We start from the raw sequence: 12,842 nt of genomic DNA on the forward strand, positions 1-12,842 counted from the left end.
CCCCCCCCCCCCCCCCCCCCCCCCCCCCCCCCCCCCCCCCCCCCCCCCCCCCCCCCCCCCCCCCCCCCCCCCCCCCCCCCCCCCCCCCCCCCCCGACCCACCACCACCCCGCAGGCGCGACGCACAGCCGCCACCGGCACCCGCCGCTCAGCCCTCCGTCAACCCCGCCACCAGCTCATCAGCCGCCCGATAAGGATCCAGCTCACCCGCCACGATCCGCTCGGCCAACGCCCCCAGCCGCCGATCGCCGTGCAGATCCCCGATCCGCTCCCGCAGCGCCGTCACCGCGATCGTCTCGACCTCACGGGCAGCCCGCGCGGCCCGCCGCTCCGCCAGCACCCCCCGCTCCTCCATCCAGGCCCGGTGCTTCTCCAGCGCCTCGACGACCTCGTCCATGCCCTCACCCCGCGCGGCGACCGTCTTCACGATCGGCGGCCGCCAGTCCCCCGGCCCCCGGGACTCCCCGAGCCCCAGCATGTGGTTCAGCTCCCGGGCCGTCGCGTCGGCCCCGTCCCGGTCGGCCTTGTTCACGACGTACACGTCACCGATCTCCAGGATCCCGGCCTTGGCCGCCTGGATCCCGTCCCCCATCCCGGGGGCCAGCAGCACCACGGACGTGTCCGCCTGCGAGGCGATCTCCACCTCGGACTGCCCGACCCCCACCGTCTCGACGAGGATCACGTCACAGCCCGCCGCGTCCAGCACCCGGATCGCCTGGGGCGCGGCCCACGCGAGCCCGCCCAGATGCCCCCGGGTCGCCATCGAACGGATGTACACCCCGGGATCCGACGCGTGGTCCGACATCCGCACCCGGTCACCGAGCAGCGCCCCGCCCGAGAACGGGGACGACGGGTCGACGGCGAGCACGCCGACCCGCTTCCCCTGCTTGCGATACGCCGTCACCAGCGCCGACGTGGACGTGGACTTGCCGACCCCGGGCGACCCGGTCAGCCCCACGACGTACGCCCCGCCTGTCAGCGGCGCCAGCGCCGCCATGACCTCCCGCAACTGCGGGGACGCCCCCTCCACCAGGGAGATCAACCGGGCCACGGCCCGCGGCCGGCCCTCCCTGGCCTGGGCGACCAGCGTGGAGACGTCCTGCATCACAGCTCCGTTCATGTCCTGAAGGCGAGGGCGAAGGCGACGTGCCGAAACCCGCCGCTCAGCCCTTCGGCACCCGCACGATCAGCGCGTCACCCTGACCACCACCACCGCACAGCGCCGCCGCGCCCACGCCACCACCGCGCCGCTTCAGCTCCAGCGCGAGGTGCAGCACGAGACGGGCCCCGGACATCCCGATCGGGTGACCCAGGGCGATGGCACCGCCATTGACATTCACCTTTTCGGTGGACACCCCAAGATCCTTCATTGACTGCACGGCCACCGCCGCGAACGCCTCGTTGATCTCGACGAGATCGAGGTCCGCGACCTCCAGGCCCTCCTTCTTCAGCGCGTGCGCGATCGCGTTGGACGGCTGGGACTGCAGCGAGTTGTCCGGCCCGGCCACGTTCCCGTGCGCCCCGATCTCGGCGATCCACTCCAGGCCGAGCTCCTGGGCCTTGGCCTTGCTCATCACCACGACGGCCGCGGCACCGTCGGAGATCTGCGAGGCGGAACCCGCCGTGATGGTGCCGTCCTTGGCGAACGCCGGACGCAGCTTCCCGAGCGACTCCGCAGTCGTGTCACCGCGGATCCCCTCGTCCTTGCTGAACAGCACTGGGTCGCCCTTGCGCTGCGGGATCTCGACGGGCGTGATCTCGGCGTCGAACAGGCCGTTCTTCTGCGCGGCGGCGGCCCGCTGGTGCGACAGCGCGGCGATCTCGTCCTGCTCGGCCCGGCCGATGCCCAGCCGGGTGTTGTGCTTCTCCGTCGACTCGCCCATGGCGACGTTCTCGAAGGAGTCGGTCAGCCCGTCGTACGCCATGGCGTCGATCATCTCGACGGCGCCGTACTTGAAGCCCTCACGGGACTTGGGCAGCAGATGCGGGGCGTTGGTCATGGACTCCTGACCGCCCGCGACGACCACGTCGAACTCACCCGCACGGATGAGCTGGTCGGCGAGCGCGATCGCGTCCAGGCCCGACAGACACACCTTGTTGATCGTCAGCGCGGGCACGTTCATCGGGATGCCGGCCTTGACCGCGGCCTGGCGGGCCGGGATCTGCCCCGCCCCGGCCTGGAGCACCTGCCCCATGATCACGTACTGCACCTGGTCGCCGCCGATCCCCGCACGGTCGAGGGCGGCCTTGATCGCGAAGCCGCCGAGGTCGGCTCCGGAGAAGGACTTGAGCGATCCGAGCAACCGCCCCATGGGCGTACGAGCGCCCGCGACGATCACCGAGCTGGTCGTTGCAGAAGACATGAGCTGCGATCCCCTTACCGGCTGCACAGCCGAGGAGTGAACGAGGGTTTACTTCGAATGTACTGACCGGTACTCCACCCCGTCATCGGGCTGTCGGTGTGATCGCGCGCACGTTGCGTAACCACCTCCGGAGCGCTGCACTGAATCCATGCTGACGCGAATCGACCACATCGGAATCGCCTGTTTCGACCTCGACAAGACCGTCGAGTTCTACCGTGCCACCTACGGCTTCGAGGTGTTCCACTCCGAGGTCAACGAGGAGCAGGGCGTGCGCGAGGCCATGCTCAAGATCAACGATACGTCCGACGGCGGTGCCTCGTACCTGCAGCTTCTCGAACCCACCCGCCCGGACTCCACCGTCGCGAAGTGGCTCGACAAGAACGGCGAGGGTGTTCACCACATCGCTTTCGGTACGGCAGATGTAGACGGGGACGCCGCGGAGATCAAGGAGAAGGGCGTACGCGTGCTGTACGAAGAGCCGCGACGCGGTTCCATGGGGTCACGGATCACCTTCCTGCACCCCAAGGACTGTCATGGCGTACTGACAGAACTGGTCACTTCGGCGCCTGTTGAGTCACCTGAGCACTGACCCTCGTACATAAGGGCCGGTAGGGTTGGGTGCGGTCACCGCTCAATCTGCGGCGACCGCATTCCGGGGTCCGGGTTTCGGGGGACGAGCGTCGGGGCAGCAGCCTCTGCTCCGCCGATGATCTGACACCATTCCCCGGGGGCCCCGTTCGGCGGATGGACGGAGCTCGTTTGGAGAGAGTTGCGACCAGGGGACGGATGGGACCGCGCAGTGCGGGGCTACGAGAGCCAGGAGCGAGAGCCGGCGGCTGACGTCGACCACCTCTCTCGGTTCGAAGCCGAGATGAAGCGGCTGAAGACCGAGCGGGAAAAGGCGATCCAGCACGCCGAGGACCTCGGCTACCAGGTCGAGGTGCTGCGTGCGAAGCTGCACGAAGCGCGGCGCACCATCATGTCCAGGCCCTCCTTCGAGGGGGGCGACATCGGCTGGCAGGCCGAGCAGTTGCTGCGCAACGCTCAGGTGCAGGCCGACCAGATCCGGACGGACGCCGACCGCGAGCTGAGCGAGGCCCGGGCGCAGACCCAGCGGATCCTCCAGGAGCACGCCGAGCAGGCGGCCCGGCTCCAGTCGGAGCTGCACCAGGAGGCGGTGACCCGCCGCCAGCAGCTCGACCAGGAGCTGGCCGAGCGCCGCCAGACGGTCGAGTCGCACGTCAACGAGAACGTGGCCTGGGCCGAGCAGCTGCGGGCCCGCACCGAGCAGCAGGCCCGGCGCCTCATGGAGGAGTCCCGGGCCGAGGCCGAGCAGGCCATGGCCACGGCCCGCGCGGAGGCCGAGCGGCTGGCCGACGAGGCCCGCCAGCGGCTGACGAACTCGGCCGAGGAGGCCCGGGCCGAGGCCGAGCAGATCCTGCGCCGGGCCCGCACGGACGCCGAGCGGCTCCTCAACGCGGCCTCCTCGCAGGCCCAGGAGGCCACGGACCACGCCGAGCAGCTGCGGACGTCCACCGCCACCGAGTCGGAGTCCGCGCGCCGCGAGGCCACGGAGCTGAGCAAGGCCGCCGAGCAGCGGATGGCCGAGGCCGAGGAGGCGCTGCACAAGGCGCAGACCGAGTCGGAGAAGCTGGTCACGGAGGCCAAGGAGGCCGCCGCCAAGGCCCTGTCGAGTGCCGAGTCCGCGAACGAGACGCGTACGCGCACCGCCAGGGAGCAGGTCGCCCGGCTGGTCGAGGAGGCCACGAAGGAGGCCGAGAACGCCAAGTCCGAGGCCGAGCAGCTCGTCGCCGACGCCCGCGCCGAGGCCGAGAAGATCGTCGCGGAGGCTTCCGAGAACGCTCGTACGTCCACCGCCGAGGAGACCGCGACCCAGCTGTCCAAGGCGGCCAGGACCGCCGAGGAGGTCCTCAACAAGGCGTCCGAGGACGCCAAGAAGACCACCAAGGCCGCGGCCGAGGAGGCCGAGCGGATCCGCTCGGAGGCCGAGGCCGAGGCGGACCGGCTGCGCGCCGAGGCGCACGACATCGCCGAGCAGCTCAAGGGCACGGCGAAGGACGACACCAAGGAGTACCGCGCCAAGACGGTCGAGCTGCAGGAGGAGGCCCGCAGGCTGCGGGGCGACGCCGAGCAGCTGCGGGCGGACGCCGTCGACGAGGGCGAGAAGATCCGCGCCGAGGCCCGCAAGGAGGCCGTGGCGCAGATCGAGGAGGCGGCGAGGTCCGCCGAGGAGCTGCTCGCCAAGGCCAAGGCGGACGCGGACGAGCTGCGCACGAACGCCCAGGGGGACAGCGAGAAGGTCCGCACCGAGGCCATCGAGCGGGCGACGACCCTGCGCCGGCAGGCCGAGGAGACCCTTCAGCGCACCCGGCAGGAGGCCGAGCGGCACCGCGAGGAGGTCGTCGAGCAGGCCGAGGGCCTCAAGGCGGACGCCGAGCGCGCGGCGGTCGAGCTGCACGAGGAGACCGAGCGCGCCATAGAGGCCCGCCGCACGGAGGCCGCCGAGGAGCTGACGCGGCTCCAGACGGAGGCCGAGGAGCGGCTGACGGCCGCCGAGCAGGCGCTGTCGGACGCCCGTGAGGAGGCCGCGCGGATCCGCCGCGAGGCCACCGAGGAGAACGAGCGGCTGCGCGACGAGGCAGCCGAGCGGATCCGTACGCTCCGCCAGCAGGCCGAGACGGAGGCCGAGCGGCTGCGCGACGAGGCCGCTTCCGACGCGTCCGCCTCGCGTGCCGAGGGCGAGGCCGTCGCCGTGCGCCTGCGCTCGGAGGCTTCGAACGAGGCCGAGCGGCTGAAGTCGGAGGCGCAGGAGAGCGCCGACCGGATGCGCGCGGAGGCGCAGGCCGCCGCCGAGCGCATCGGCACGGAGGCGTCCGAGACGCTGGCCGCCGCCCAGGAGGAGGCCAACCGCCGGCGCCGCGAGGCCGAGGAGCTCCTCGGCAGCGCCCGGCAGGAGGCCGACCAGGAGCGCGAGCGGGCCCGCGAGCAGAGCGAGGAGCTGCTGGCCTCGGCGCGCAAGCGCGTGGAGGAGGCGCAGGCCGAGGCCGTACGGCTGGTCGAGGAAGCCGACCGGCGGGCCACGGAGATGGTGTCGGCCGCCGAGCAGCACGCCCAGCAGGTGCGGGACTCCGTCGCGGGGCTGCACGAGCAGGCCCAGGACGAGATCGCCGGGCTGCGCAGCGCCGCCGAGCACGTCGCGGACCGGACGCGGCGCGAGGCCCAGGAGGAGGCGGACCGGGTCCGCACCGACGCCTACGCGGAGCGGGAGCGGGCGAGCGAGGACGCCGGCCGGCTGCGGCGCGAGGCGCACGAGGAGACCGAGGCCGCCAAGGCGCTCGCCGAGCGCACGATGTCCGAGGCGATCGCGGAGGCGGACCGCATCCGTACGGAGGTCTCCGAGCATGCCCAGCGGGCGCGCACGGAGGCGTCGGACGCCATCGCCGAGGCCGAGCAGAACGCCTCGCGCACCCGGGCGGACGCCCGTGAGGACGCCAACCGCATCCGGTCGGACGCGGCGACGCAGGCGGACACCCTCATCACCGAGGCCCGCAACGAGGCGGAGCGGCTCACCACCGAGACGGTCACGGAGACGGACCGGCTGCGGATGGAGACGGTCACCGAGGCCGAGCGGGTCCGCACGGAATCCCTGAACGAGGCCGAGCGGGTCCGGGCCGATTCGGTCGCCAAGGCCGACCAGCTGGTCGGGGAGGCCACCGGCGAGGCGGAGCGGCTGCGGGCCGAGGCCGCCGAGACGGTCGGCTCGGCGCAGCAGCACGCCGAGCGGGTCCGCGGCGAGGCCGGGCGCGTCAAGGCCGACGCGGAGGCGGAGGCCGAGCGGCTCGTCGCCACCGCGCGCGAGGAGGCCGACCGCACCCTGGACGAGGCCCGCAAGGACGCCAACAAGCGGCGCTCCGAGGCGGCCGAGCAGGTCGACAAGCTCATCACGGAGACCACGGCCGAGGCCGACAAGCTGCTGAGCGAGGCGCAGCAGCAGGCGCACAAGACCACGGCGGAGGCCGAGACGCAGGCCGACACGATGGTGGGCGCGGCCCGCACGGAGGCCGACCGGCTGGTGTCCGAGTCGACGGTCGAGGGCAACTCGCTGGTGGAGAAGGCCCGTACGGACGCGGACGAGCTGCTGGTCGGCGCGCGTCGGGACGCCACGCAGATCAGGGAGCGCGCCGAGGAGCTGCGCGACCGCGTCACGGGTGAGATCGAGGAGTTGCACGAGCGGGCCCGCCGGGAGTCGGCCGAGACGATGAAGTCGGCGGGCGACCGCTGCGACGCGCTCGTCAAGGCCGCCGAGGAGCAGCTCGCGAAGGCGCAGGCGAAGTCGAAGGAGATCGTCTCGGAGGCCAACTCCGAGGCGGGCAAGGTCCGTATCGCCGCGGTGAAGAAGGCCGAGGGGCTGCTCAAGGAGGCCGAGCAGAAGAAGTCCACGCTGGTCCGGGAGGCCGAGGAGCTCAAGGCCGAGGCGATCCGCGAGGCCAAGCGCACGGTCGAGGAGGGCAAGCGCGAGCTGGAGGTCCTGGTCCGCCGCCGCGAGGACATCAACGCCGAGATCTCCCGCGTCCAGGACGTCCTGGAGGCGCTGGAGTCCTTCGAGGCCCCGGCCGGGGGCAAGGACAACGGGGTCAAGGCCGGTGCGACGGTCGGCGCACCTCGTTCGGGTGGCAAGTCCTCGGAGAGCTAGGGCCTTCGGGCGGCCCGTGACACCCTGGGCGGGAGGCCGATTCCGGGGCCATCCGGGGGCTTTGACCAAGTTTTGGCAAGCCCTCTGCCGCTCAGCCACCCAAAAGGGGTCTCATTTTCCAGATCAAACGCGCATCCGCTCGATGACACACCGTTTCGGCCCCTAGGATTCCACCTATCACCTCACCGGTCTCATTCGACAGGAACCCCATGAGCGACACTTCCCCCTACGGCTTCGAGCTTGTGCGGCGTGGATACGACCGCGCTCAGGTGGACGAACGTATCTCCAAGCTCGTCTCCGACCGTGACAGCGCTCTCGCCCGCATCACCGCTCTGGAAAAGCGCATCGAAGAGCTCCACCTCGAGACGCAGAACGCCCAGGCCCAGGTCACCGACGCCGAGCCGTCGTACGCGGGTCTCGGTGCGCGCGTGGAGAAGATCCTCCGCCTCGCCGAGGAAGAGGCGAAGGACCTGCGCGAGGAGGCCCGGCGCGCGGCCGAGCAGCACCGCGAGCTCGCCGAGTCGGCGGCCCAGCAGGTGCGCAACGACGCCGAGGCGTACTCGTCGGAGCGCAAGGCCAAGGCCGAGGACGAGGGCCTGCGGATCGTCGAGAAGGCCAAGAGCGACGCCTCCCAGCTGCGTTCCGAGGCGCAGAAGGACGCGCAGTCCAAGCGTGAGGAGGCGGACGCCCTCTTCGAGGAGACCCGCGCCAAGGCCGCACAGGCCGCCGCGGACTTCGAGACGAACCTCGCCAAGCGCCGCGAGCAGTCGGAGCGCGATCTGGCGTCGCGTCAGGCCAAGGCCGAGAAGCGCCTCGCCGAGATCGAGCACCGCGCCGAGCAGCTGCGGCTGGAGGCGGAGAAGCTGCGCACGGACGCGGAGCGCCGCGCCCGTCAGACGGTGGAGACGGCCCAGCGCCAGGCCGAGGACATCGTGGCCGACGCCAACGCCAAGGCCGACCGCATCCGTTCGGAATCCGAGCGCGAGCTGGCCGCCCTCACCAACCGCCGCGACAGCATCAACGCCCAGCTGACGAACGTCCGCGAGATGCTCGCGACGCTCACGGGCGCCGCGGTGGCCGCGGCCGGTTCGCCGGCCGAGGACGAGCCGATCTCCCGTGGGGTCCCGGCCCAGCAGTCCCGGTAACACCGGGGCATACGGAGTCTGAATCTCCGCAAAGCCCTCTGCCGCTCGGGTGGCAGAGGGCTTTGTCCCGTTCTAGCGTGGCGGCATGATTGAGCTCGAGGGGCTGACCAAGCGTTACGGCGAGAAGGTGGCGGTCAACAACCTGTCCTTCACTGTCAGACCAGGCATCGTCACCGGCTTCCTCGGGCCCAACGGCGCGGGGAAGTCGACGACCATGCGGATGATCCTGGGTCTTGACCGTCCCACCGCCGGCGACGTCCGTATCGACGGCAAGCACTACCAGCAGCTCAAGGATCCGCTGACGTACATCGGCGCCCTGCTGGAGGCCAAGGCCTGGCACGGCGGGCGCACCGCCTACAACCACCTGCTGTGCCTCGCGCAGAGCAACGGCATTCCGCGCGGCCGGGTGCGGGATGTGCTGGAGACGGTCGGGCTGACGGCCGTGGCCAAGAAGAAGACCAAGGGCTTCTCGATGGGCATGGGGCAGCGGCTCGGCATCGCGGCCGCGCTGCTCGGCGATCCGCGGATCCTGATGTTCGACGAGCCGGTCAACGGCCTCGACCCCGAGGGCATCCACTGGATCCGCACCCTGATGAAGTCGCTGGCCGCGCAGGGCCGGACCGTGTTCGTCTCCTCCCATCTGATGAGCGAGATGGCTCTGACGGCCGAGCACCTCGTCGTCATCGGGCAGGGGCGGCTGCTCGCGGACACGTCCATGGCCGACTTCATCGCGCGCAACTCACGGTCGTACGTCCGGGTCCGCAGCCCGCAGCGGGAGCGGCTGCTCGATGTGCTGCACCAGGCCGGGATCGTGGCCGTGGAGAGCGGCGAGGGGGTGCTGGAGGTGGACGGCGGCAAGGCCGAGCACGTCGGCGAGCTGGCGGCGCAGCACGGGCTCACCCTGCACGAGCTGAGCCCGCAACAGGCCTCGCTGGAAGAGGCGTTCATGCGGCTGACCGCGGAGTCGGTGGAGTACCACGCACACAGCGAGACGAGTCCGCAGCCGCCACAGCAGCAGCAGTGGGGCGACGGCTGGAAGAGGGGCTGAGCATGGCGACGACCCAGGTCGTACGGTCGGAGTGGACCAAGATCCGGTCAGTGGCGTCCACGGTGTGGACGCTCTCGCTGGTGGTGGTCGTGACGGTCGCCCTCGGCATGCTGATCTCGGCGCTGTCGAAGAACGAGTTCGACAGCATGAACGCGCAGGACCGGGCGGAGTTCGATCCGACGTTCATCAGTTTCGCGGGGATGAGCCTCGGCCAGCTGGCGATGATCGTGTTCGGCGTGCTGGTGGTGTCGAACGAGTACAGCACCGGGATGATCCGTAGCTCGCTGGCCGCCGTGCCGCAGCGTGGCTCCTTCCTGTTCAGCAAGATCGCGGTGGCCAGTGGTCTCGCCCTGCTGGTCGGGCTCGTCACCAGCTTCGCCGCGTTCTTCCTGGGGCAGGCGATGCTCGGCGAGCACGGGTCGGAGATCGGTGACCAGGGTGTGCTGCGGGCCGTCTTCGGCGGCGGCCTCTACATGGCCCTGATCGCGATGTTCTCCATGGGCGTCGCCGCGATGCTGCGCTCGCCGATGCTGTCGCTGGGCATCCTGATGCCGTTCTTCTTCCTGATCTCCAGCATCCTCGGCAATGTCGACGCGACGAAGAAGGTCGGCCGGTTCCTGCCCGACCAGGCCGGCAGCAAGATCATGCAGGTGGTCACGCCGATCGACGACGACACCCCGTACGGTCCCTGGGGCGGCCTCGGGATCATGGGGCTGTGGGTGCTCGCGGCCCTGATCGGCGGGTACGTGCTGCTGAAGAAGCGCGACGCCTAGGCTGGGCAGAGTCGGGAACGGGGCTGTCGGGGCCCTTCGGGGCCCCAGCCTTTACTTTCATTTGGGCGGAACCGTCAGCGCCTCGATATCCTCCTAACCCTTACGGGGGGCGTGTGCCCTGCTGTCCTGAACCTTGCGATGGGTGCGGAGCATGATCGAAGCAGTCGGCCTGACGAAGCGCTACGGCGACAAGACCGCTGTGTACAACCTTTCCTTCCAGGTGCGGCCCGGAGCCGTCACCGGCTTCCTCGGGCCGAACGGCTCGGGCAAGTCGACGACGATGCGGATGATCCTCGGCCTGGACAACCCGACGGCCGGGCAGGTGACGATCGGGGGCTATCCGTATCGCAAGCTGCCCAACGCCGCCCGCCAGGTCGGCGCCCTGCTGGACGCCAAGGCGGTGCACGGCGGCCGGGCCGCCCGCAACCACCTGCTGTGCCTGGCCCAGCTGTCCGGCATCCCGGCCCGGCGCGTGGACGAGGTGCTCGGGGTCGTCGGTCTGCAGGAGGTGGCCAAGAAGCGCTCCAAGGGCTTCTCCCTCGGTATGGGGCAGCGGCTCGGCATCGCCGCCGCGCTGCTCGGCGACCCGCAGGTGCTGCTGTTCGACGAGCCGGTCAACGGCCTCGACCCCGAGGGCATCCTCTGGGTGCGCAACCTGATGAAGGCGCTGGCGGCGGAGGGCCGTACGGTCTTCGTCTCCTCCCATCTGATGAGCGAGATGGCGCTGACCGCCGACCACCTCATCGTCATCGGGCGCGGGCAGCTGCTCGCCGACATGAGCGTCACGGACTTCATCTCGGCGAACTCCGCGGACTTCGCGCGGGTCCGCACGCCCGACACCGAGCCGCAGCAGCGCGAGAAGCTGTCGGCCGCGCTCACCGAGTCGGGCGGGCACGTGCTGCCGGAGCAGGACGGCGCGCTGCGGGTGACCGGGCTGCCGCTCCCCCGGATCAGCGACATCGCGCACGACGCCGACGTACGGCTGTGGGAGCTGTCGCCGCACCAGGCCTCCCTGGAGGAGGCGTACATGCGGATGACGCAGGGCGCCGTCGACTACCGCTCGACCATCGACCAGAAGGAAGGGCTCCAGCAGCCGCTGCCGCCCGGCGCGCAGCCGCCGATGCCGGTGCCGGGGCAGGGCCAGCCGGGCTGGTACGCCCCGCCGCCGCCCCAGCAGGGCGGGCAGCCGCTCCCGATGCCGCCGCAGGGCGCGCCGGGCCAGGCTCCGGCGGGTCCGTACGGGGTTCCCGGCACTCCCGGCGCGCCCGGGTCGGCTCCGGGCGCCTCCGGCGCCTCCGGCGCGGGAGCACCCAACCCGTACGCCCAGCCCGCGCCCCAGGCGCCGCAGGCCCCGACGCAGCCCGCGCCCCATGCGCCTCAGGCTCCCCCGCAAGCCCCCGCCGCCCCGCCGGCTCCCGCCCCGACCTCCGACCTGACCAAGCCCGAGGACGCCCGATGAGCAGCCCCCAGTCCCAGACGCCACAGGCCGCGCCCGCCTGGCAGGCGGCGACCCCCGGCTCTGCTTACCCCGCCCCCGGCTACACATCGCCGATCCCGGTCGTGCGCACGCACCTCGGGCACGCCATCGCCTCCGAGTGGACGAAGATCAGGTCGGTGCGCTCCACGATGTGGACGCTCGGCGTGTTCGTCCTGCTCGTCGTCGGCATCGGCCTGCTGACCGGCGTGGTGGTGGCGAACTCCGACCCGGCCCTGCAGGGCGAGAGCCCGCTCGGCCTGGGCTTCTTCGGGCTGCTGCTGGGCAGCATGTGCCTCATCACGCTGGGCGTGCTGACCACGGCCTCGGAGTACGGCACCGGCATGGTCCGCACCACGATGGTCGCGTGCCCGAGCCGCAGCCGGGTGCTGGCGGCGAAGGCCATCGTGTTCTTCCTGGTCGCGTTCGTGGTGACGCTGGTGTCCGCGTCCCTCGTCGCCTTCGTGCACGTCGCCATGCTGGAGGGCGACGGCGCCAAGTCCCCCACCGCCGGGGAGTGGCTGAAGGCCACGGTCGGCATCTCGGCCTACGTCGCGCTGCTGGGCCTGCTCTCGCTCGCCATCGGCTCGATCATCCGGCACTCGGCGGGCGCCATCACCATCATGATCGGCGCCGTGCTCGCGCCTCTGGTGATCGCGCTGTTCATGTTCTCGGAGTCGCTGCGGGCCGTGCGCGACGCCCTGTTCGAGTTCTCCATCCCGAACCAGCTGAGCATCTTCTACGCCAACTCCCTCAGCGAGTCCGGCCCCTCCGGCTGGGACCCGCTGTGGATCATCCTCGCCGTGACGGCCGTCGCGTTCGCCGCCGCCTTCGCGCTGCTGGAGAAGCGGGACGTCTGAGTCCCCCCAGAATCTCTGGGTCCGCTCAGAATCTCGGCGAGTTACGGGACCGCTGCACCCCCGGGGTGCGGCGGTCCCGCGCGTTCCAGCAGGCCTTGTGCCAGTGCCGGCGGTCGTCGACGCCCGCGTGCTCGGACCAGGCCACCACGTGCGGCACACCGTCGGGGATCAGCTGGTCGCAGCCGGGGCAGCGGTACGCCTTGCCCTGCGCGCTCGCGCCGGCCACGTGCCGCACGCTCCAGTTCTCACCCTGCCAGTTCTCCGAGGACTGCCAGCCGCCGTAGCGGCCAGGGCTGTCGTCCTCGGCGCTCCGGCCGGACGAACCGGCATCCTTGGGTCGGTTACGACGCGGGGACACGGGACACCTCTCGGGGATATACAGGGAGCACGAGCCGTGTCCAGCCTACGCGGCGCGGACGAGGGTACGCGTACGGCACCAATCGTCACAAGTCCCTCTCCGGGCGAG

Annotated in this window: 10 protein-coding genes; 7 read left to right on the forward strand and 3 right to left on the reverse strand. The window is 71.4% G+C overall.

The genetic code is table 11. The annotated features are described in order from the left end of the window. Positions 1 to 147 precede the first annotated feature (147 nt). A complete protein-coding gene (gene meaB / locus ACZ6I3_RS38535; RefSeq protein ID WP_382832841.1) occupies positions 148 to 1,104 on the reverse strand; it encodes a methylmalonyl Co-A mutase-associated GTPase MeaB in 957 nt (318 codons plus the stop codon). 58 nt (positions 1,105 to 1,162) lie between these two features. Further along, complete coding sequence (locus ACZ6I3_RS38540) at positions 1,163 to 2,362, reverse strand: acetyl-CoA C-acetyltransferase (RefSeq protein WP_469421001.1); 1,200 nt, start codon at positions 2,360 to 2,362, stop codon at positions 1,163 to 1,165. Between the two features lie 148 nt (positions 2,363 to 2,510). Between ACZ6I3_RS38540 and mce the strand changes: the two genes are divergently transcribed. The 7 genes from mce (at position 2,511) to ACZ6I3_RS38575 (ending at position 12,376) form a co-directional block, all read left to right on the forward strand. Beyond that, positions 2,511 to 2,951, forward strand: a complete 441-nt coding sequence (gene mce, locus ACZ6I3_RS38545) for a methylmalonyl-CoA epimerase (RefSeq protein WP_469421002.1) — start codon at positions 2,511 to 2,513, stop codon at positions 2,949 to 2,951. 210 nt (positions 2,952 to 3,161) lie between these two features. Beyond that, positions 3,162 to 7,076 (forward strand): polarized growth protein Scy, encoded by a 3,915-nt coding sequence (gene scy, locus ACZ6I3_RS38550; RefSeq protein WP_469421003.1) that lies wholly within the window; start codon positions 3,162 to 3,164, stop codon positions 7,074 to 7,076. Between the two features lie 209 nt (positions 7,077 to 7,285). Beyond that, on the forward strand, positions 7,286 to 8,221 hold the full coding sequence (locus tag ACZ6I3_RS38555; protein ID WP_382832848.1) for a coiled-coil domain-containing protein: 936 nt from the start codon (positions 7,286 to 7,288) through the stop codon (positions 8,219 to 8,221). A gap of 85 nt (positions 8,222 to 8,306) precedes the next feature. Further along, positions 8,307 to 9,269 (forward strand): ABC transporter ATP-binding protein, encoded by a 963-nt coding sequence (locus ACZ6I3_RS38560; protein ID WP_469421004.1) that lies wholly within the window; start codon positions 8,307 to 8,309, stop codon positions 9,267 to 9,269. 2 nt (positions 9,270 to 9,271) lie between these two features. Further along, positions 9,272 to 10,042, forward strand: coding sequence for an ABC transporter permease (locus tag ACZ6I3_RS38565; RefSeq protein ID WP_469421005.1), 771 nt, complete (start codon positions 9,272 to 9,274; stop codon positions 10,040 to 10,042). A gap of 151 nt (positions 10,043 to 10,193) precedes the next feature. Next, positions 10,194 to 11,501 carry an ABC transporter ATP-binding protein gene (locus tag ACZ6I3_RS38570; RefSeq protein ID WP_469421006.1) on the forward strand — a complete coding sequence of 436 codons (1,308 nt, stop codon included), beginning with the start codon at positions 10,194 to 10,196 and terminating at the stop codon, positions 11,499 to 11,501. Then, entirely contained in the window at positions 11,498 to 12,376 is an 879-nt protein-coding gene (locus ACZ6I3_RS38575; RefSeq protein WP_469421007.1) for an ABC transporter permease, read from the forward strand. Before ACZ6I3_RS38570 ends, ACZ6I3_RS38575 begins: the two co-directional genes overlap by 4 nt. Positions 12,377 to 12,401: 25 nt before the next feature. Here the strand turns inward: ACZ6I3_RS38575 and ACZ6I3_RS38580 are convergent, their stop codons facing one another. After that, on the reverse strand, positions 12,402 to 12,734 hold the full coding sequence (locus ACZ6I3_RS38580) for an ATP/GTP-binding protein (protein ID WP_469421008.1): 333 nt from the start codon (positions 12,732 to 12,734) through the stop codon (positions 12,402 to 12,404). Between the last annotated feature and the right edge of the window lie 108 nt (positions 12,735 to 12,842).

This window comes from Streptomyces sp. NPDC041940, assembly GCF_055589465.1.